The 19,968-nt window shown below is 55.7% G+C and carries 24 protein-coding genes; 17 read left to right on the top strand and 7 right to left on the bottom strand.

The window, feature by feature from the left end:
• Positions 1 to 264: 264 nt before the first annotated feature.
• The 7 genes from OVA10_RS06270 to ruvX all read left to right on the top strand — a co-directional run bounded on the left by OVA10_RS06270 (position 265) and on the right by ruvX (position 5,952).
• Positions 265 to 1,662 carry a sugar porter family MFS transporter gene (locus OVA10_RS06270; protein WP_100779007.1) on the top strand — a complete coding sequence of 466 codons (1,398 nt, stop codon included), beginning with the start codon at positions 265 to 267 and terminating at the stop codon, positions 1,660 to 1,662.
• Between the two features lie 115 nt (positions 1,663 to 1,777).
• Positions 1,778 to 2,275, top strand: coding sequence for a SprT family zinc-dependent metalloprotease (locus tag OVA10_RS06265; RefSeq protein WP_100779006.1), 498 nt, complete (start codon positions 1,778 to 1,780; stop codon positions 2,273 to 2,275).
• A 94-nt stretch (positions 2,276 to 2,369) separates the two neighbouring features.
• The gene (endA, locus tag OVA10_RS06260) at positions 2,370 to 3,077 is read left to right on the top strand and encodes a deoxyribonuclease I (protein WP_268195638.1); all 708 of its coding nucleotides are present in this window, start codon (positions 2,370 to 2,372) and stop codon (positions 3,075 to 3,077) included.
• An 83-nt stretch (positions 3,078 to 3,160) separates the two neighbouring features.
• Positions 3,161 to 3,892, top strand: a complete 732-nt coding sequence (rsmE, locus tag OVA10_RS06255; RefSeq protein ID WP_100779004.1) for a 16S rRNA (uracil(1498)-N(3))-methyltransferase — start codon at positions 3,161 to 3,163, stop codon at positions 3,890 to 3,892.
• A 20-nt stretch (positions 3,893 to 3,912) separates the two neighbouring features.
• On the top strand, positions 3,913 to 4,860 hold the full coding sequence (gshB, locus tag OVA10_RS06250) for a glutathione synthase (RefSeq protein ID WP_100779003.1): 948 nt from the start codon (positions 3,913 to 3,915) through the stop codon (positions 4,858 to 4,860).
• Positions 4,861 to 4,975: 115 nt separating this feature from the next.
• Positions 4,976 to 5,536 (top strand): YqgE/AlgH family protein, encoded by a 561-nt coding sequence (locus OVA10_RS06245; protein WP_100779002.1) that lies wholly within the window; start codon positions 4,976 to 4,978, stop codon positions 5,534 to 5,536.
• Positions 5,536 to 5,952 carry a Holliday junction resolvase RuvX gene (gene ruvX, locus OVA10_RS06240; protein ID WP_268195637.1) on the top strand — a complete coding sequence of 139 codons (417 nt, stop codon included), beginning with the start codon at positions 5,536 to 5,538 and terminating at the stop codon, positions 5,950 to 5,952. Before OVA10_RS06245 ends, ruvX begins: the two co-directional genes overlap by 1 nt.
• Before the next feature lie 5 nt (positions 5,953 to 5,957).
• On the opposite strand, the gene OVA10_RS06235 is transcribed toward ruvX, so the two are convergent.
• Positions 5,958 to 6,938, bottom strand: a complete 981-nt coding sequence (locus OVA10_RS06235; RefSeq protein WP_181826827.1) for a type IV pilus twitching motility protein PilT — start codon at positions 6,936 to 6,938, stop codon at positions 5,958 to 5,960.
• 18 nt (positions 6,939 to 6,956) lie between these two features.
• Between OVA10_RS06235 and OVA10_RS06230 the strand changes: the two genes are divergently transcribed.
• The 5 genes from OVA10_RS06230 to hemW are packed head-to-tail and all read left to right on the top strand — an operon-like array spanning position 6,957 to position 10,271.
• Entirely contained in the window at positions 6,957 to 7,661 is a 705-nt protein-coding gene (locus OVA10_RS06230) for a YggS family pyridoxal phosphate-dependent enzyme (protein ID WP_268195636.1), read from the top strand.
• 18 nt (positions 7,662 to 7,679) lie between these two features.
• Complete coding sequence (locus tag OVA10_RS06225; RefSeq protein ID WP_095283298.1) at positions 7,680 to 8,246, top strand: YggT family protein; 567 nt, start codon at positions 7,680 to 7,682, stop codon at positions 8,244 to 8,246.
• Positions 8,243 to 8,539, top strand: coding sequence for a DUF167 family protein YggU (gene yggU / locus OVA10_RS06220; RefSeq protein WP_100778997.1), 297 nt, complete (start codon positions 8,243 to 8,245; stop codon positions 8,537 to 8,539). The genes OVA10_RS06225 and yggU overlap by 4 nt, the downstream gene beginning before the upstream one ends.
• A gap of 3 nt (positions 8,540 to 8,542) precedes the next feature.
• Complete coding sequence (locus OVA10_RS06215) at positions 8,543 to 9,136, top strand: XTP/dITP diphosphatase (protein WP_100778996.1); 594 nt, start codon at positions 8,543 to 8,545, stop codon at positions 9,134 to 9,136.
• Positions 9,129 to 10,271, top strand: coding sequence for a radical SAM family heme chaperone HemW (gene hemW / locus OVA10_RS06210; RefSeq protein WP_268195635.1), 1,143 nt, complete (start codon positions 9,129 to 9,131; stop codon positions 10,269 to 10,271). Before OVA10_RS06215 ends, hemW begins: the two co-directional genes overlap by 8 nt.
• Before the next feature lie 58 nt (positions 10,272 to 10,329).
• Here hemW and OVA10_RS06205 read toward each other — a convergent pair whose 3' ends face one another.
• Genes OVA10_RS06205 through trmB form a run of 3 tightly spaced genes read right to left on the bottom strand, consistent with a single transcriptional unit; the run spans position 10,330 to position 12,141 of the window.
• A complete protein-coding gene (locus OVA10_RS06205; protein ID WP_100778994.1) occupies positions 10,330 to 11,049 on the bottom strand; it encodes a DUF2884 domain-containing protein in 720 nt (239 codons plus the stop codon).
• A gap of 49 nt (positions 11,050 to 11,098) precedes the next feature.
• Positions 11,099 to 11,425 (bottom strand): YggL family protein, encoded by a 327-nt coding sequence (locus tag OVA10_RS06200; protein ID WP_095283305.1) that lies wholly within the window; start codon positions 11,423 to 11,425, stop codon positions 11,099 to 11,101.
• Positions 11,422 to 12,141: a tRNA (guanosine(46)-N7)-methyltransferase TrmB gene (gene trmB / locus OVA10_RS06195; protein ID WP_100778993.1), complete on the bottom strand. Its 720-nt coding sequence runs from the start codon at positions 12,139 to 12,141 to the stop codon at positions 11,422 to 11,424. Before trmB ends, OVA10_RS06200 begins: the two co-directional genes overlap by 4 nt.
• Before the next feature lie 138 nt (positions 12,142 to 12,279).
• Here trmB and mutY point away from each other — a divergent pair, with 138 nt between their 5' ends.
• The 5 genes from mutY (at position 12,280) to OVA10_RS06170 (ending at position 17,087) form a co-directional block, all read left to right on the top strand.
• Entirely contained in the window at positions 12,280 to 13,338 is a 1,059-nt protein-coding gene (gene mutY, locus OVA10_RS06190; protein ID WP_268195634.1) for an A/G-specific adenine glycosylase, read from the top strand.
• A gap of 26 nt (positions 13,339 to 13,364) precedes the next feature.
• Entirely contained in the window at positions 13,365 to 13,637 is a 273-nt protein-coding gene (locus OVA10_RS06185; protein WP_100778991.1) for an oxidative damage protection protein, read from the top strand.
• A gap of 55 nt (positions 13,638 to 13,692) precedes the next feature.
• Entirely contained in the window at positions 13,693 to 14,769 is a 1,077-nt protein-coding gene (gene mltC, locus OVA10_RS06180; RefSeq protein WP_100778990.1) for a membrane-bound lytic murein transglycosylase MltC, read from the top strand.
• 225 nt (positions 14,770 to 14,994) lie between these two features.
• The gene (locus OVA10_RS06175; RefSeq protein WP_100778989.1) at positions 14,995 to 16,251 is read left to right on the top strand and encodes a nucleoside permease; all 1,257 of its coding nucleotides are present in this window, start codon (positions 14,995 to 14,997) and stop codon (positions 16,249 to 16,251) included.
• 161 nt (positions 16,252 to 16,412) lie between these two features.
• Positions 16,413 to 17,087, top strand: a complete 675-nt coding sequence (locus OVA10_RS06170) for a class I SAM-dependent methyltransferase (RefSeq protein WP_102104719.1) — start codon at positions 16,413 to 16,415, stop codon at positions 17,085 to 17,087.
• A 36-nt stretch (positions 17,088 to 17,123) separates the two neighbouring features.
• On the opposite strand, the gene citG is transcribed toward OVA10_RS06170, so the two are convergent.
• Genes citG through citF form a run of 3 tightly spaced genes read right to left on the bottom strand, consistent with a single transcriptional unit; the run spans position 17,124 to position 19,967 of the window.
• Entirely contained in the window at positions 17,124 to 17,927 is an 804-nt protein-coding gene (citG, locus tag OVA10_RS06165) for a triphosphoribosyl-dephospho-CoA synthase CitG (RefSeq protein ID WP_268195633.1), read from the bottom strand.
• On the bottom strand, positions 17,905 to 18,444 hold the full coding sequence (gene citX, locus OVA10_RS06160; RefSeq protein ID WP_268195632.1) for a citrate lyase holo-[acyl-carrier protein] synthase: 540 nt from the start codon (positions 18,442 to 18,444) through the stop codon (positions 17,905 to 17,907). The genes citG and citX overlap by 23 nt, the downstream gene beginning before the upstream one ends.
• Before the next feature lie 2 nt (positions 18,445 to 18,446).
• Positions 18,447 to 19,967, bottom strand: coding sequence for a citrate lyase subunit alpha (gene citF, locus OVA10_RS06155; protein ID WP_268195631.1), 1,521 nt, complete (start codon positions 19,965 to 19,967; stop codon positions 18,447 to 18,449).
• Position 19,968: the final 1 nt, after the last annotated feature.

Raw genomic sequence — 19,968 nt, 5'->3', positions numbered from 1 at the left:
CGCAACAAAAGCACTTCTTTCAGAATAATCTCTTTGCATGTTCTGCCTTCATCTGCTGTTACATTTCATTTCAGTTAAGTCTGAAACTGCGTTAAACGGGATGCACATCAACAGAATTAACACTATATTTTCAGAGCTTTAATAAAACTGACAGTTATAAGTGAGTGTAACCGATTACACCAATGTGAGTAGCGTCACATATTTTTACGCCGTACTAACCTACCCTTTACATCGATAAAACTGATAACCCAACTGGAGGGCATAATGCCTGACAATAATAAACAGGGGCGTACGTCCAACAAGGCGATGACATTCTTTGTCTGCTTCCTCGCAGCCCTGGCAGGACTTCTTTTCGGCCTGGATATCGGCGTCATTGCCGGTGCTTTACCCTTCATCACCGATGAATTCCAGATCAGCCCACATACCCAGGAATGGGTGGTGAGCTCCATGATGTTCGGCGCTGCCGTCGGTGCCGTTGGCAGCGGCTGGCTCTCCTACCGTCTCGGACGTAAAAAGAGCCTGATGATTGGCGCGATTCTGTTTGTCGCCGGTTCACTCTGCTCCGCCGCCGCACCTAACGTCGAAGTGCTGATCATCTCCCGCGTACTGCTCGGTCTGGCGGTTGGCGTGGCGTCGTATACTGCCCCGCTGTATCTGTCTGAAATCGCGCCAGAGAAAATTCGCGGCAGCATGATCTCCATGTATCAGCTGATGATCACCATCGGTATTCTTGGCGCGTACCTTTCCGATACGGCCTTCAGCTACAGCGGCGCGTGGCGCTGGATGCTGGGCGTGATTATCATCCCGGCAATTTTGCTGCTGATCGGTGTCTTCTTCCTGCCAGACAGCCCGCGCTGGTACGCCGCGAAACGTCGCTTCCATGATGCGGAACGCGTGCTGATGCGCCTGCGTGATACCAGTGCTGAAGCCAAAAACGAGCTTGATGAGATCCGCGAAAGCCTGAAGGTCAAACAGACCGGCTGGGCGCTGTTTAAAGAGAACAGCAACTTCCGTCGCGCGGTGTTCCTCGGTGTGCTGCTACAGGTGATGCAACAGTTCACCGGGATGAACGTCATCATGTACTACGCGCCAAAAATCTTTGAGCTGGCCGGGTATACCAACACCACCGAGCAGATGTGGGGGACCGTGATCGTCGGTCTGACCAACGTGCTGGCGACCTTTATCGCAATCGGTCTGGTTGACCGCTGGGGCCGTAAGCCAACGCTGACCTTAGGTTTCCTGGTGATGGCTATCGGGATGGGCGTGCTGGGGACCATGATGCATATGGGCATTCACTCCGCGACCGCGCAGTACTTTGCCGTCGCGATGCTGCTGATGTTTATCGTCGGTTTTGCGATGAGTGCCGGTCCGCTAATTTGGGTGCTGTGTTCCGAAATCCAGCCGCTGAAAGGGCGTGATTTTGGTATCACCTGCTCAACGGCGACGAACTGGATTGCCAATATGATCGTCGGCGCAACGTTCCTGACCATGCTGAATACCCTCGGCAATGCCAATACCTTCTGGGTATACGGCGGTCTGAACCTGTTCTTTATTGTTCTGACACTGTGGCTGGTTCCGGAAACCAAACACGTCTCTCTGGAACATATCGAACGCAACCTGATGAAAGGCCGTCCACTGCGTGAGATTGGGGCGCAGAACTAAGATTATTGTGGCCTGATGCCCTCCCCCATCACACGGGGAGAGGGTGATACACGAAAAGCCTTCTCCACCGGAGAAGGCTTTACTGTTTATATCCACCGCATTATCCTCTGGCCCTATGAAAACCCCACGTCTTCCCATCGCCCTCCAGCAAGCCGTTATGCGCGCATTGCGGGATAAACTCGCGCAGGCCAACCTGAAGCTCGGGCGAAATTACCCTGAACCTAAACTGGTCTATCAGCAGCGCGGGACGTCGGCGGGCACCGCCTGGCTTGAATCCTACGAGATCCGTCTCAATCCGGTGCTGATGATGGAAAATCAGCAGGCGTTTATCGACGAAGTTGTCCCCCATGAGCTGGCGCATCTGCTGGTGTGGAAACACTTTGGCCGCGTGGCACCGCACGGCAAAGAGTGGAAATGGATGATGGAAGCCGTGCTGGGTGTTCCCGCCCGCCGTACGCACCAGTTTGAGCTGGAATCGGTGCGGCGAAATACCTTCCCCTACCGCTGCCAGTGCCAGCAGCACCAGCTGACCGTTCGCAGACATAATCGTGTGGTACGCGGCGAGGCCATCTACCGCTGCGTAAAATGCGGCGAGCCGCTGGTCGCAGAATAATCAATTGAACAATCAGGAACTTTCCTGATCTGACTGATTGCATACTGGAACATCTTTCGCTACGTTGCGGGCTCGTTTTGACACGGAGTTTGAGATGTCCCGTCACTATTCTTTCTCTGTTGCCTTTCTGGCGACGGTGCTCGCAGGCCCTGCGCTGGCCGAAGGTATTAACAGTTTTTCCCAGGCCAAAGCCGCAGGCGTCAAAGTGAACGCCGACGCGCCGGGTGATTTCTACTGCGGATGTAAAATTAACTGGCAAGGCAAAAAAGGGGTCGTTGACCTCGAATCTTGCGGTTACAAAGTGCGTAAAAATGAAAACCGCGCCAACCGTATCGAATGGGAACACGTGGTGCCGGCATGGCAGTTCGGCCATCAGCGCCAGTGCTGGCAGGATGGCGGGCGTAAAAACTGCGCCAAAGATCCCGTCTATCGCCAGATTGAAAGTGATATGCATAACCTGCAGCCCGCCGTGGGCGAGGTCAACGGCGACCGCGCCAACTTCATGTACAGCCAGTGGAACGGCGGCGAAGGTCAGTACGGCCAGTGCACAATGAAAGTCGATTTCAAAGAGAAAGTGGCCGAGCCGCCAGCCCGCGCGCGCGGCAGTATCGCCCGCACCTACTTCTATATGCGCGATCGCTACGACCTGAACCTCTCCCGTCAGCAAACCCAGCTTTTTAACGCCTGGGATAAGCTGTATCCGGTCACCGACTGGGAGTGTGAGCGCGATAACCGCATCGCCAAAGTCCAGGGGAATCACAACCCGTACGTGCAGCGGGCTTGCCAGGCGCAAAAGAGCTAACCTACACTAGCGGCAATTGCTATTTTACCCCTCACTTCGCCCACTCCCGTCGGGAGTGGGAAGTTTTAGATGGAATACTGACTATGCGCATCCCTCGCATCTATCACCCTGAACCGATCACAGCAGGCCACGAAATTGCCCTCTCCGACGAAGCCGCGAACCATGTAGGCCGCGTATTGCGCATGGGCGCGGGCCAGGCCGTGCAGCTTTTCGACGGCAGCAACCAGGTGTTCGACGCCGAAATCACTCGCGCCGATAAAAAGAGTGTGCAGGTGAATGTGTTGCGAGGCGAAGTGGATGACCGGGAGTCCCCGCTGCATATTCATCTGGGCCAGGTGATGTCGCGCGGTGAAAAAATGGAATTCACCATTCAGAAATCGATCGAACTGGGTGTAAGCCTCATTACGCCACTTTTTTCTGAGCGCTGTGGCGTTAAACTGGATGCTGAACGTCTGAACAAAAAAATTCAGCAATGGCAGAAAATCGCCATCGCCGCGTGCGAACAGTGCGGCCGCAACCGCATTCCGACGATCCGCCCGCCCATGGATTTAGAGGCGTGGTGTGCCGAACAAGAGAGCGGCTTAAAGCTCAATCTTCACCCGCGCGCCAGCGCCAGCATTAATACGCTGCCGCTGCCGGTGGAAAGCGTGCGGCTGCTGATCGGCCCGGAAGGTGGGCTGTCGGCAGACGAAATTGCCATGACCGCACGTTATGAATTTACTGATATTCTGTTGGGACCTCGCGTTCTACGTACTGAGACGACTGCACTCACAGCCATCACTGCACTCCAGGTGCGTTTTGGCGATCTGGGTTGAAGCATTAACGGAGAAGAACAATGATCAAGCTCGGCATCGTGATGGACCCCATCGCAAGCATTAACATCAAGAAAGATTCCAGCTTCGCTATGCTGCTGGAAGCACAGCGTCGCGGCTACCAGCTTCACTACATGGAGATGGCCGATCTGTACCTGAATAATGGTGAAGCCCGCGCGCGGACGCGCATCGTGAACGTCGAGCAAAATTACGATAAATGGTACGAATTCGGATCTGAGCAGGATATTCCCCTCGCCGAACTCGATGTGATCCTGATGCGTAAAGATCCCCCGTTCGACACCGAATTCATCTACTGCACCTATATTCTTGAGCGCGCAGAAGAGAAAGGCACGCTGATTGTTAACAAACCGCAGAGCCTGCGCGACTGTAACGAGAAACTCTATACCGCCTGGTTCTCCGACCTGACGCCAGAAACGCTCGTCACCCGTAACAAAGCACAGCTGAAAGCTTTCTGGCAGAAACATGGCGACATCATTCTGAAGCCGCTGGACGGAATGGGCGGTGCGTCGATCTTCCGCGTGAAAGAAGGCGATCCGAACCTCGGCGTTATTGCGGAAACTCTGACCGAGCACGGCACCCGCTACTGCATGGCGCAGAACTATATTCCGGCTATTGTGGACGGCGATAAACGCGTGCTGGTCGTCGATGGCGAGCCGGTACCTTACTGCCTGGCGCGTATTCCGCAGGGCGGCGAAACGCGTGGCAATCTGGCGGCCGGTGGCCGTGGCGAGCCGCGCCCGCTGACGGAAAGCGACTGGGAAATCGCGCGCCGCGTCGGCCCGATGCTGAAAGCCAAAGGGCTGATTTTCGTCGGTCTGGATATCATTGGCGACCGCCTGACGGAAGTGAACGTCACCAGCCCGACCTGTATCCGCGAAATCGAAGCCGAGTTCCCGGTCTCGATCACCGGTATGCTGATGGACGCGATTGAAAAACGTCTGAAGCAGTAACGCTCTCGCACATGCCGCCTCATCCACCTGCGGCGAAGTCAATAGTGACAAGGCCCAGCTTTCTCCGCATACTGGGCCTTGTCGCTTTTTAAACCAGGAATCAGAACCTCTGACAATGAATTTACAGCATCACTTTCTTATTGCCATGCCTGCTCTCCAGGACCCGATTTTCCGTCGAGCTGTCGTGTATATCTGTGAATACAGCGAAGACGGCGCAATGGGGATTATCATCAACAAACCGCTGGAAAACCTGCAAATCGAGGGCATTCTTGAGAAGCTCAAGATCACGCCTGAAGAGCGTGCCCCGGAAATCCGCCTTGATAAGCCGGTGATGCTCGGTGGCCCGCTGGCAGAAGATCGCGGCTTTATTTTGCATACGCCTCCGGGTTTCTCCTCCAGCATTCGCGTTTCCGATAATACGGTGATCACCACTTCGCGCGACGTTCTGGAAACCCTCGGCACGCACAATCAGCCTTCCGAAGTGCTGGTCGCGCTGGGCTACTCCTCCTGGGAGAAAGGCCAGCTTGAGCAGGAAATTCTCGATAACGCGTGGCTCACGGCCCCGGCGGATCTGAATATTCTGTTTAAAACCCCGATCGCCGATCGCTGGCGCGAAGCGGCAAAACTCATTGGTATCGACATCCAGACCATGCCTGGTGTGGCGGGGCACGCATAATGAGCGGAACGCTTCTCTCCTTTGATTTCGGCACCCGAAGTATTGGCGTGGCGATTGGTCAGCGCATTACCGGCACGGCACGCCCGTTAACGGCGATCAAAGCCCAGGACGGTACGCCCGACTGGGCCATTATCGAGCGCCTGCTGAAAGAGTGGCAGCCCGAAGCCGTCATCGTTGGGCTACCGCTCAACATGGACGGCACCGAGCAGCTGCTCACCGCCCGTGCGCGCAAGTTTGCAAATAAGATCCATGGCCGCTTTGGCGTCGTCGTTAAGCTGCACGATGAACGTCTGAGCACCGTTGAAGCCCGCGCAGGTCTGTTTGAGCATGGCGGATTCCGCGCGCTGAACAAAGGCAGCGTCGATTCTGCCTCGGCGGTGATTATTCTCGAAAGCTACTTCGAGCAAGGGTTTTAATTTCGCTAAAGCCTTCCCTGCGCTTTGCGCTCTGCAAGGCTTTGGTCGAAATTCTGCATACCCGCCTGCTGCCCGGTCTGGATCACACCGGGCAACTGCCAGGTTTTCCCTTCGCGGATAAGATTGGCCGACGCCGGTGTGTTCACCAGCATCTCAAACAGCGCTACGCGCCCGCCCTGAAGGTCCCGTACCAGTTTTTGTGCCAGCACCGCACGCAGGCTTCCTGCCAGTTGGTTTCGCACCGGATCTTTCTCTTCTGCCGGAAAGGTGTCCACCAGCCGTTCAATGGCCTGAGCCGCCCCGCGCGTGTGCAGCGTCGCCAGCACCAGATGCCCGGTCTCGGCGGCCGTGAGCGCCAGGCGGATCGTTTCGCTATCGCGCAGTTCACCCAACAAAATGACATCCGGGTCTTCACGCAGCGCCGCCCGCAGCGCCTGAGCAAATGACGGGCAGTGCAGGCCAATTTCCCGCTGCTGAATCAGGCACCGCTGGCTTTGATAGACGTACTCCACCGGATCTTCCAGCGTCAGAATATGGCCGTCGGAATGGTGGTTGAGATAATCCACCATCGCCGCAAGCGTTGTGGATTTGCCGCTGCCGGTGGCCCCCGTCACCAGAATCAGGCCATTGTCACTGGAGAGCAGGTCGGGAATGACGCGCGGCGCGCCAATCGTTGAGAGCTGCGGGCACTCCTCCGGCAGAAGTCTCAGCGTCAGCGAGACGCCATGGATATGCACAAACGCGCTGGCACGCAGACGCTTGCCACTGAGCAAGGTCACCGCGAAATCCACGTGTCCATTCGCCCACCAGGCGCCCTGCTGTTCGTCATTCAGCCATGTTTTTAACAGCTGCGCGACATCAGGTGGAGGAAAGGGCGCCGGCTCGAGTTTGCCTAATCTACGCCAGCGCGGTGGCGAATCGCTGCACAGGTGTAGATCCGAGACATTATGCTTTACACTAAGGGCCACAATTTCTTCCATATCCATACAACCATCCTCGGACTCATGAACGACATTGCGCATAACCTGGCACAGGTCAGGGACAAAATCTCAGCCGCTGCAACGCGTTGCGGCCGTGCTTCAGAAGAAGTTTCGTTGCTTGCAGTGAGTAAAACGAAGCCTGCGAGCGCCATCGCAGAAGCCATCGACGCCGGGCAGCGCGCTTTTGGCGAAAACTACGTTCAGGAAGGTGTGGACAAAATTCGCTATTTCCAGCAAACCGGGAAAACGAATCTTGAGTGGCACTTTATCGGCCCGTTGCAGTCGAACAAAAGTCGGCTGGTTGCTGAGCATTTTGACTGGTGTCATACGGTCGATCGTCTGCGCATTGCCACACGGTTGAGCGATCAACGCCCTGCCGACATGGCACCGCTTAACATCCTGATTCAAATCAATATTAGCGATGAGAACAGTAAGTCTGGTATCACTCTGGCTGAGCTGGATGCACTAGCCGAACAGGTGTCTGAACTGCCCGGTTTGACCCTGCGCGGGCTGATGGCGATTCCGGCACCGGAAACGAGTTACGACAGGCAGTTTGCCGTAGCACAGCAAATGGCTGTAGCATTTGAGGCGCTTAAAGCGCGCTACACGACCGTAGACACGCTTTCACTGGGCATGTCGGACGATATGGAAGCCGCCATCGCGGCAGGCAGCACTATGGTGCGCATCGGCACAGCCATTTTCGGTGCGCGCGATTACACTCCAAAATAAGGAAACCTGAGGAACGCCATGAAGACGTTGACTTTCCTGCTCTCAACGGTCATTGAGCTGTATACGATGGCGCTGCTGTTACGCGTCTGGATGCAGTGGGCTCGTTGTGATTTTTATAATCCGTTCTCGCAGTTTGTCGTGAAAATCACACAACCTGTTATTGGGCCGCTGCGCCGCGTTATACCACCGATGGGGCCGATCGACAGCGCCTCTCTGCTGGTGGCGTTTGTGCTCAGTATCATCAAAGCTATCGTGCTGTTTATGGTGGTCACCTTCCAGCCGATCATCTGGATCGCAGCGGTGCTAATCCTGCTGAAAACCATTGGCCTGCTGATCTTCTGGGTGCTGCTGGTGATGGCGGTCATGAGCTGGGTGAGTCGCGGTCGTAGTCCGGTTGAATACGCCATGATTCAGCTGACGGAGCCGCTCCTGCGCCCGATCCGCAATCTGTTGCCAGCCATGGGTGGGATTGATTTTTCACCGATGATTCTGGTGCTGCTGCTGTATGTCCTGAACATGGGCATCGCTGAACTTTTACAGTCAACGGGCAACATGCTGCTGCCGGGGCTGTGGATGGCGCTATGAGTGCCGTCAGTCACCTCGCCGACGGGCTGGTTTTGCGGCTGTATATTCAGCCGAAAGCCAGCCGCGACAGCATCGTGGGATTACATGGCGACGAGTTAAAAGTCGCCATTACCGCCCCTCCCGTAGACGGCCAGGCGAACGCGCATTTGACCAAATATCTGGCAAAACAGTTTCGCGTCGCCAAAAGCCAGGTCATCATTGAAAAGGGTGAGCTGGGGCGTCATAAACAGGTAAAAATCCTTAACCCGCAACACATCCCGACGGAAGTCGCGGCACTGTCACAACAGGATTAACGTATGCAGAAAGTTGTTCTCGCGACCGGTAACGCCGGTAAAGTGCGCGAGCTGGCCTCGCTATTAAATGATTTTGGTCTGGATGTGGTCGCACAGACCGAACTGGGCGTCGAGTCCGCGGAAGAGACCGGCCTGACGTTTATCGAAAATGCGATTCTGAAAGCGCGTCATGCGGCACAGGTCACTGGCCTTCCGGCTATCGCGGATGATTCCGGGCTGGCGGTCGATGCGCTGGGCGGCGCGCCGGGCATTTACTCTGCGCGCTATTCTGGCGTAGACGCCACCGACCAGCAGAATCTGGAAAAGCTGCTGGAGACGCTGAAAGCGGTGCCGGACGAGCAGCGCCAGGCGCAGTTCCACTGCGTGCTGGTCTATATGCGCCATGCAGAAGATCCCACGCCGATTGTCTGCCATGGCAGCTGGCCTGGCGTGATAGCCCGCGAATCATCAGGAAATGGCGGCTTTGGCTACGATCCAATTTTCTTTGTCCCCTCTGAGGGCAAAACCGCAGCGGAACTGACCCGCGAAGAAAAAAGCGCGATTTCCCATCGTGGGCGCGCGTTGAAACTGTTACTGGAAGCATTACGTAATGGCTAATTTGCCACCTCTGAGTCTTTATATTCACATCCCGTGGTGCGTGCAGAAATGCCCATACTGCGATTTCAATTCGCACGCGCTGAAAGGCGAAGTGCCGCATGACGACTACGTTCAGCATCTGTTGACCGATCTGGATGCCGACGTACCTTACGCACAGGGACGTGAAGTTAAGACCATTTTTATTGGTGGCGGTACACCGAGCCTGCTTTCTGGCCCGGCGATGCAGACGCTGCTGGACGGCGTGCGTGCGCGCCTGAATCTGGCAGCCGATGCGGAAATCACCATGGAAGCCAACCCGGGCACCGTGGAAGCCGATCGTTTTATCGAGTATCAGCGCGCCGGAGTGAACCGTATCTCGATTGGCGTACAGAGCTTTAGCGAACCAAAGCTCAAGCGTCTGGGGCGTATTCACGGCCCGGAAGAGGCGAAACGCGCGGCGCACCTGGCAACCGGTCTCGGGCTTCGCAGCTTTAACCTCGATTTGATGCACGGCTTGCCCGATCAGTCTCTGGAAGAGGCACTGGACGATTTGCGCCAGGCTATCGAGCTGAACCCGCCGCATCTCTCCTGGTATCAGCTGACCATTGAGCCAAATACCCTGTTTGGCTCGCGCCCGCCGGTCCTGCCCGACGACGATGCCCTGTGGGATATTTTCGAACAAGGCCATCAGCTGCTGACGGCTGCAGGTTATCAGCAGTACGAAACGTCCGCCTACGCGAAGCCCGGCTACCAGTGTCAGCACAACCTCAACTACTGGCGCTTTGGCGATTACCTGGGTATCGGCTGCGGCGCACACGGCAAAGTGACTTTCCCTGACGGGCGTATTCTGCGCACCGCGAAAACCCGTCATCCACGCGGGTATATGGAGGGGCGCTATCTGGAACGTCAGCACGACGTGGCGGTAGACGATAAACCCTTTGAGTTCTTCATGAACCGTTTCCGTCTGCTGGAAGCGGCCCCACGCGCGGAATTTACGCTTTATACCGGCTTGCCGGAAAGCGTGATTCGACCACAGATTGATGCCGCGCTGGAGAAAGGGTATCTGACGGAATGCGACGCGTACTGGCAGATTACTGAACACGGGAAACTGTTCTTAAACTCCCTGCTCGAGCTGTTCCTCGCTGAAGAGTCCTGACGCGCAGAATCAAAAGCGTGAAGAGATCCACTCCCGGGGAGGGAGTGGATACGAATAATTACTTCAGCGTACTCACCAGCGCCTTCCGGCTGTCTTCCAGAGTTACCACGCGTTGACACACGTCTTTGCCGAATTTCTGGAAATCCGCTTCCTGATTCTTCCATTCGTTCTGAATCGAGGTCTGCAATCCGCCCAGGCTGCCTAATACGCCCTGCAGTGGATTACCGCCGCCTTTTAGCACGGCTTTCGCCCCCATCTCATTGATGCTGTCCTGCAGAATGCCGCCCATCGCCTGATTCACCAGGTTCTGTCCGTCTGCGCGCACCTGATCGATGGCTTTATAATGGAACGTCAGACCATCCGTGCGGTGCTCGATGATACGGTTCATCTGCTCTTTCAGCTGGGCGTCCAGCTTGGTCAGACGGGTGCGCATATTGCTGCTCTCACCCACCTCTTTGGCGATGATCTTATCCAGCGCCACGCGGCCTTTCTCAACGCGCGTCAGGGCGCCTTCGTCGATCCAGGGCAGCGCTGAGCGTAGATCCGCCTGATAATCTTTCGCCTGCTCGCGTTGGGCCGCGCTCAGGGTGTATTGCTTGCCGTTGTACATCACGTTGCCATCCGGCGTGATCACCAGATTGCCGTTCTCACCTTTAACCTGAACGGTTTGCGGGCTGAGAATCACATCGTCGCGCGGTGTGACTTCACATTTGTAGTCCGCATGGGCAGTTAACGCGGTGGTCATCAATGCCACAGCCAGCAGCGTTTTGCGCATCATAATTATCCCTCAAGACAAAACGGGCCGGCATTTGCCGGCCCTTTGCTAGTTAGTCCCACCAAATGTCGAAAAGTTCGCTAACGCGGACCTCTTCGAATTTGCGGTCTTCCAGCCATTTGCGCACAAGTGCCTGCTGCTCTTCGGTGCACTTACCGATCTCTTGCTTGCAGATCAGCCCTTCCCAGGAGAGATAGCCGCTGCCATCAAACGCCAGTTTGTTTGGCTCGATCACTTCATCGATAAAGGCGTCAACTTCCTTATCGATGGTTTCTACGCTAGTACCTTCCGGGAAACGCCATGCGACGGAAAAACCAACTTCCTGGAATTCCTCGATGTGCATTTTTTTACGCAGACGACGGCTACGGTTTGCCATTATTTAACCCTCTCGAACATTAAGTCCCATACACCGTGACCAAGACGATGGCCACGCTGTTCAAATTTCGTTACCGGACGTGAATCCGGTCGCGGTACGTAGTCGTTGCTCTCAGACTGGTTTTTATACCCGTCGAGCGACGACATCACTTCCAGCATGTGTTCCGCGTAAGGTTCCCAGTCGGTGGCCATATGGAAGACACCGCCCAGTTTTAGCTTACTTTTCACAAGCTCAGCAAATTCTGCCTGAACGATACGGCGCTTATTATGACGTGCTTTGTGCCATGGGTCAGGGAAAAAGAGCTGAACCATGTTCAAAGAATTGTCAGGAATCATTTTGTGCAGCACTTCGACCGCATCGTGGCACATGACACGCAGGTTCTCTACGCCCTCTTCGTGCGCGGTCGCAAGGCATGCGCCGACGCCCGGTGAGTGCACTTCAATGCCAAGAAAATTTTGCTCCGGACGCGCTTTCGCCATGGTCACAAGCGATGAGCCCATGCCAAAACCGATCTCCAGCGTGATCGGCGCATCGCGGCCAAACAGGGCGGCGAAGTCGACTGGCTGTTCGCTGAACTCAACGCCCATCACCGGCCAGTAGTTATCCAGCGCATGTTGCTGCCCTTTTGTCAGGCGCCCCTGACGGCGGACAAAGCTGCGAATACGGCGCAGTGGGCGACCGTTTTCATCAAATTCCGGTGAAATGACGTCGTTTTTCATAAAAGAGTAGTCTGCTTGTGAGAATGTTCGGGAAACGGGCATTATCCAAAGTTAAGCCCTGTATGCAAGCATGGGAAAGATCCGGTTTACAGTCGCATGGCGCTGTGCTGCAATCTGCGTCCCTGATTAAGCGAATCGATGACCATGCAAGCCTCTCAATTTTCAGCCCAGGTGCTGGACTGGTACGACAAATACGGGCGTAAAACCCTGCCCTGGCAAATTGAAAAAACGCCCTACAAAGTATGGCTCTCCGAGGTGATGTTGCAACAAACGCAGGTCGCGACCGTGATTCCCTACTTTGAGCGTTTTATGGCGCGGTTTCCGACGGTAATCGATCTCGCCAACGCGCCGCTCGACGAGGTGCTGCACCTGTGGACTGGGCTTGGCTATTACGCCCGTGCGCGCAATCTGCATAAGGCAGCGCAGCAGGTCGCGACTCTGCATAACGGTAAATTCCCGGAAACCTTCGACGAAGTGGCCGCCCTGCCCGGCGTCGGCCGTTCCACGGCGGGCGCGGTGCTTTCTCTCTCCTTAGGCAAACATTTCCCGATTCTCGATGGCAACGTCAAACGCGTGCTGGCCCGCTGCTATGCGGTCGGCGGCTGGCCGGGTAAGAAAGAGGTCGAGAAGCGCTTATGGGAGATCAGTGAAGCGGTGACGCCCGCGAAAGGCGTCGAGCGTTTTAACCAGGCGATGATGGATTTAGGGGCAATCGTCTGCACGCGTTCCAAACCGAAATGCGAGCTGTGCCCGGTCAATAATCTTTGCGTGGCCTATGCCAATCATTCATGGGCGCAATATCCCGGCAAAAAACCGAAGCAGACCCTGCCAGAACGCACCGGCTTTTTACTGCTGATGCAGCATGGCGACAAGGTGTTTCTTTCACAGCGTCCGCCGAGCGGTTTATGGGGCGGGTTGTACTGCTTCCCGCAGTTTGACAGCGAAGAGGGGCTGCGTGAGTGGCTGGCGCAGCGACAGATAAGCGCCGATAAACTCCAGCAGCTGACGGCGTTTCGCCACACGTTCAGCCATTTCCATCTGGATATTGTGCCAATGTGGCTTCCCGTGTCCTCCTTCGCCTCTTACATGGATGAAGGCGTGGCTCTCTGGTATAACTTAGCGCAACCGCCATCCGTCGGGCTGGCCGCTCCCGTGGAGCGCCTGTTACAGCAATTACGTGCCGGAGCAGTCGTTTAGCTTCGACAAGACAACGAGGAATCAGAATGGCCAGAACAATTTTTTGTACCTATCTGCAGCGCGACGCCGAAGGGCAGGATTTCCAGCTCTATCCGGGTGAACTGGGTAAGCGCATCTATAACGAGATCTCCAAAGAGGCTTGGGCGCAGTGGCAGCAGAAACAGACCATGCTCATCAACGAGAAAAAACTCACCATGATGAACCCGGAACACCGCAAGCTGCTGGAACAGGAGATGGTGAACTTCCTGTTTGAAGGCAAAGATGTGCACATTGAAGGCTATACGCCGCCGGAAAAATAACAGCGTGCGGGGGTAACCCCGCAGTTTAGCAAACACAACACGCAATCCCGGAATGATGAAAAAATTACTAGCGCTAGCCCTTGTTGCGCCGTTGCTTGTCTCTTGTTCCAGTAAAAAAGGCGATAGCTATAACGAAGCCTGGGTTAAGGACACGAACGGTTTTGACATTCTGATGGGGCAGTTTGCCCACAACATCGAGAATATTTGGGGATTTAACGAAGTTCTTATCGCGGGACCGAAGGACTACGTTAAATATACCGACGCCTACCAGACCCGTAGCCACATCAACTTTGATGACGGTACGATCACGATCGAAACCATCGCGGGAACCGAACCTGCGGCGCACTTACGTCAGGCCATCGTCAAAACCCTGCTGATGGGTGACGATCCTGGCACTATCGATCTCTATTCCGATGCCGACGATATCACCATCTCCAAAGAGCCGTTCCTGTACGGGCAGGTCGTTGACCAGACCGGGCAGTCGATTCGCTGGGAAGGCCGCGCCACCTCTTTCGCCGATTACCTGCTGAAAACGCGTCTGAAAAGCCGCAGCAACGGCCTGAAAATTATCTACAGCGTGACCATCAACCTGGTGCCGAATCACCTCGACAAGCGTGCGCATAAGTATGTGGGCATGGTGCGTCAGGCATCGCGCAAATATGGCGTGGATGAGTCGCTGATTCTGGCGATTATGCAGACCGAATCCTCCTTTAACCCGTACGCGGTGAGCCGGTCCGATGCGTTAGGACTGATGCAGGTTGTCCAGCACAGCGCCGGGAAAGATGTATTCCGTTCCCAGGGAAGATCCGGCATGCCTAGCCGCAGCTTCCTGTTTGATCCGGCCAGCAATATTGATACCGGCACCGCCTATCTGGCGATGCTGAGCAATGTCTATCTGGGCGGGATTGATAACCCGACGTCGCGTCGCTATGCGGTGATCACCGCGTATAACGGCGGCGCAGGCAGCGTACTGCGCGTGTTCTCGAATGATAAAATTCAGGCCGCGAACATCATCAACAGCATGTCGCCAGGGGATGTTTACTCAACCCTGACCACTCGCCACCCGTCTGCGGAATCACGTCGTTATCTGTATAAGGTGAATACGGCGCAGAAAAATTATCGTCGCCGCTAGTTTTCCCCTGCCCTCTCCCGTCGGGAGAGGGCAATAATCCCCACACTGCCCCATCCATACGAAAATGTTATTTGCATCACAATCTAAACTGCAAATTAATGAGGATTGCATTTTTTTGCGGGAGGTAACAAAACATAACCTCGCCTGCTGATAGAATTGCATCAAATAACAACCCTGAATGTTCCCATAACAACATATCTCCCGCTCAATTGTGAGGAAAGTAACATGAACCTTAAGCTGCAGCTTAAAATATTGTCGTTTCTGCAGTTCTGTCTGTGGGGTAGCTGGCTAACCACGCTCGGCTCCTACATGTTTGTGACGCTCAAGTTCGACGGTGCGTCTATCGGTGCCGTATACAGCTCGCTGGGTATTGCAGCGGTCTTTATGCCAACGCTTCTGGGGATCGTGGCGGATAAATGGATAAGCGCGAAATGGCTTTATGCGCTCTGTCATCTGGTGGGGGCGGGTACGCTATTTATGGCGGCCGGAGTGACCACGCCAGGGGCGATGTTTATGGTGATCCTGCTGAACTCGCTGGCTTATATGCCAACGCTTGGCCTGATCAACACTATCTCCTACTACCGCATTAAGTCTGCGGGCCTGGATATCGTGACCGACTTCCCGCCAATCCGTATCTGGGGCACCATCGGCTTTATCATGGCGATGTGGGGCGTGAGCTTCGCAGGCTTTGAACTGAGCCACATGCAGCTCTACATCGGTGCTGGCCTCTCTGTACTGCTGGCCCTGTTCACCCTGACGCTCCCGCATATTCCGGTTTCTAACCAGCAGCAAAAACAGAGCTGGAGCTCCATGCTCGGCCTGGATGCGTTCGCGCTGTTTAAAAACAAACGCATGGCGATCTTCTTTATCTTCTCCATGCTGCTGGGCGCAGAGCTGCAAATCACTAACATGTTCGGGAACACCTTCCTGCACAGTTTCGACAACAACCCGCTGTTCTCCGGTAGCTTTATCGTTGAGCACGCGTCGGTAATGATGTCGATTTCACAGATCTCTGAAACCCTGTTCATCCTGACCATCCCGTTCTTCCTGAGCCGCTACGGTATCAAAAACGTGATGCTTATCAGTATCTTTGCGTGGATGCTGCGCTTCGGTCTGTTCGCCTACGGCGACCCAACGCCGTTCGGCACCGTGCTGCTGGTTCTGTCGATGATTGTTTACGGCTGCGCCTTCGACTTCTTCAACATCTCCGGTTCGGTGTTTGTCGAAAAAGAAGTTAAGCCTGAAATCCGCGCCAGTGCTCAGGGTATGTTCCTGATGATGACCAACGGTTTCGGCTGTATTCTCGGCGGCATCGTGAGCGGTAAAGTCGTTGAGATGTACACCACCAACGGGATTACCGACTGGCAGCCGGTGTGGCTGATCTTCGCCGGTTACTCTCTGGTGCTGTTCTTCGCCTTCATCGCCCTGTTCAAATACAAACACGTCCGCGTTCCGAATGGCGCACAGCCAATCGCGCATTAATCCTCCCTTCCCTCTCCCTTTTTCGGGAGAGGGATACCCCTTTCTATCCTGATAAATACCTATAAAAAAGGGACCTATTTAGCGCCTCATTCTTAACCTATTGTGGCAAATTTGTTGCTATCGACATTCCGTCATTCCTGATGCACAAATAAGGTTAAAAGATGCTAGATATCGCTGACTTGAAAGTTTTCTTCCAGGATCCTGAGATAAAAAAAATTATCGATACGACCTGGGATAGTGTTGGCGAAACGCTGGCGCGGGCACAAGCCGAGCTGCCGGAAGAGCTGGCCATGGCGCGTCGGGAGCTTTCATTTCACGACCACGTGAAATGCCTCGGTTATCTTTGCTGGCTGCTTGAGCATAATAATGTTGCGGGCGATATCATTGAGATTGGCGTCTGGAAGGGCAAATCCACGTCGTTTATGAATGAAATTTGTCAGCATAAACGCCGCATGATCGGCATTGACCCGATGGAATTAACCTGTCAGGAAAGTGAGCTGCGCTTCTATCACGAGCGTCTTTTCCCGGAAGTAAACCTGATACGCGGATATTCGGAGCTGAGCATCGAACGCGTTCTGGCACTCAATCCTCAGACTGTACTTTTGCACATCGACGGCGGCCACGAAGGGCGTCACGTCCTGATCGACTTCCTGCTCTACTCCCCAACCGTAGTGCCTGGCGGCTTTATTGTCTTTGACGATTATCGCGATCACCAGTACTCGCCACAGGTCGGTCCGGCGGTCGATTTGCTGCGTGCGGGTGGTTATTTCAACGGCTTCGACGTGATTGGCAGCCTGCCTGGATTTGAAAACAGCTATCTGCTCCAGAAGCGCTAATCCCTTGACTCATCTCCCGTCGGGAGATGAGTCTTTTCATCCGCACCCATCCAGTACAATTCCCACCGACAGTAAATCTGCGCTGCCTCCAGGGCTTAGACGGCGGGCGATCAGCGCGTTATCCATTTCATTCAGAATCTTTCGATCCCAGCCGTTCGCCAGCACATCTTTCGCGTACCTCTGGACGTAGCGCAGCCCGTCCAGGCCGCCGCGCGACACCAGATTACTGTCCTGATTCACCGCCATTAACCGCAGCAGCAGATCGTGGAGTTGATGACGATTCCACTGAGGCAGAACCTTCCTGACCGTCGCGAATCCGCTTTGAGCCTCGCCGCGCGCCCCCGTAAAGCCCAGCTCCTGGTACTGGCGCTCACCGGCGGTTGCCCTCCCGCTGCGCCCGGCCAGTTCACGTTCCACCAGCCCCTGGCAAATGTTACTTATCTCACAGCAGAGACTGTCTGAAGTGACAGGGTTAACGCGCCCGGCTGCAAAACAGAGCAGCCCGAGCGCGAAAATCCCGCCTTTGTGGGTGTTAACTCCGCCCGTCGCCGCGTACATCGCCTGCTCACAGGCAATTCCCATCGGGCGAATCAGGCTCAACTGTTCCGCCGCGGGTTTTCCGGCATGTTCCGCGCCCAGTTCAGCAAAGCGCGAGAACCACGGCGCTATGGCGGCGATACTGCGGGTAAAAAGTGCGTGATCCATATCGCGATGGGAGCCGTTATTGCGCTTATCCACCAGCCCCGGTTTTGGCGTGAGCTCCAGTTCCATCCACAGAGCCTCCTCGGCGAGCTGCGGCACATCTGTGCGGCGCGGTTTAGTCGCGAGCAAACCAGTCATCGATCATCTTCTCCACGCGGGCCACCACCTGCTCCACCGGATGCTGACGCGAGCGGGAACAGGCGTGCGCCGGTTCATCGCAGATCAGGCAGCGGCGCATGTTCTCACCGAGCGAGCGCCGTCCGACATGCCCGGCGTTGGGGCAGATCACATCCAGATCCCACAGTCGTCCGAGAGGATGCGTCTGTTCAAGCTCGGCACAGTGAGCTTTAATTTCTGGCGCCTGATGCGCCACGCACCACATGGCTTCTGGTCCCGTGGGCAGCCACAGCACCTGGCGGTCCAGCACCTGCCAGCGGTGCTCCCACAGCAGTTGATCGCACATCTGCAGCGCCACGCCCATGGTATTGCGATAGCGCAGAGAGTCTTTGATATCACCGGGCGTTACCAGCGTCAGGGAAATCACCGGTTGTTGATAATGTGTAAGCCAGTCAGCCTGACGCGCGGCGCGATTCTCTTTCGCCGCCAGCATCTGCGTAAGGCTGACACCCGAATGAACGGGTGTCGAGATGGTCATGATTATGACTCCTTAACCTGTCGGACGGTGTCGATCACGCTGCCGTCACGGTAGCGGATCACCCCGACGATTTTGTCGGTAAATTCGATGGGTTTGGGTTCGCCGGTCAGCGAAATCGCCCGCGCGTACAGGGCCTCGATATCGACAATTTTCAGCCCCGCCGCTTCCAGCCGCTCGCGAATTTCCGCACGCGCAGGATTGACGGCGATACCGTGATCGGTCACCAGCACGTCGATACTCTCCCCCGGCGTTAAGCGCGTGGTCACCCGTTTCACCACCGTCGGAATACGGCTGCGCAACAGCGGTGCGACGACAATGGTCAGGTTCGCGGCGGCGGCCACATCACAATGCCCACCCGATGCCCCGCGCATCACTCCATCGGAGCCTGTAATGACGTTGACGTTGAAATCCACGTCGATCTCCAGCGCACTTAAGATCACCACATCAAGCTGATCGCAGCTCGCCGCCTTGCTACCCGGATTGGCGTAAACGTTAGTGGAGATCTCCACGTGATTCGGATTGCGAGCCAGTGAAGCCGCGGCCTGTCCGTCAAAGCACTGGGTATCGAGCAGTTTTTCGATCAGCCCTTTTTCATGCAGATCGACCAGGCTACCGGTGATCCCCCCCAGCGCGAAACGCGCTTTCACGTGGCTTCGCGCCATCTTTTCGCCCATAAAGCGGGTGCAGGCGGTGGCCGCCGCGCCGGAGCCGGTCTGCATCGAGAAGCCGTTTTTGAAATAGCCGGAGTGCTCGATTACATCCGCCGCATAGCGGGCAATCATCAGCTCGCGCGGATTGCTGGTCACGCGCGCCGCGCCGACGCTGATCTTCGCCGGATCGCCCACGCTCTCAACCTGCACCACATAGTCCACCCGATCCTGCACCAGGCTTGCGGGCATGTTCGGGAACGGCACCAGCTCTTCTGTGAGCAGCACCACCTTGCGGGCAAAATGGGCGTCGACCATTGCATAGCCCAGCGAACCGCAGCTGGATTTGCCGTGAGTCCCATTGGCATTGCCAAACTCGTCGCTGCACGGCACACCGAGAAACGCGACGTCGATATTCAGCTCGCCGTCCTGCAGGAGCTTCACGCGTCCGCCGTGGGAGTGAATTTGTACCGGTTCTTCCATCAACCCGTGAGAGATGGCATCCGCCAGTTTGCCGCGCATCCCGGAGGTATAAATACGGGTAATTACACCGTTTTTGATATGTTCGATCAGCGCATCGTTGCAGGTCATCAAGGAGCTGGACGCCAGGGTCAGGTTTTTAAAGCCCATGTGCGCGAGCAGCGCGACCACGTTGTTGATGACCCGGTCGCCTTCGCGAAACGCATGGTGGAACGAAATGGTCATCCCGTCCTGCAAACCGCTGCGCTTCACCGCCTCTTCCAGGGTTTCGCACAGTTTACGGCGGTGTTTGGCGTCGACATCCGCCAGCCACGGCGTGGCACTGTGGGCGGTATCAAAAGGTTTAAGTTCCCGCAGATGAGGGAAGTTCAGGTGGAGCAGTTCTGTCTGATTCATT

The sequence above is a fragment of the Lelliottia sp. SL45 genome, from assembly GCF_026672535.1.
In the GTDB taxonomy this organism is placed as follows: Bacteria; Pseudomonadota; Gammaproteobacteria; order Enterobacterales; family Enterobacteriaceae; genus Enterobacter; species Enterobacter nimipressuralis.
This window is presented reverse-complemented; position numbering and strand designations above follow the sequence as displayed.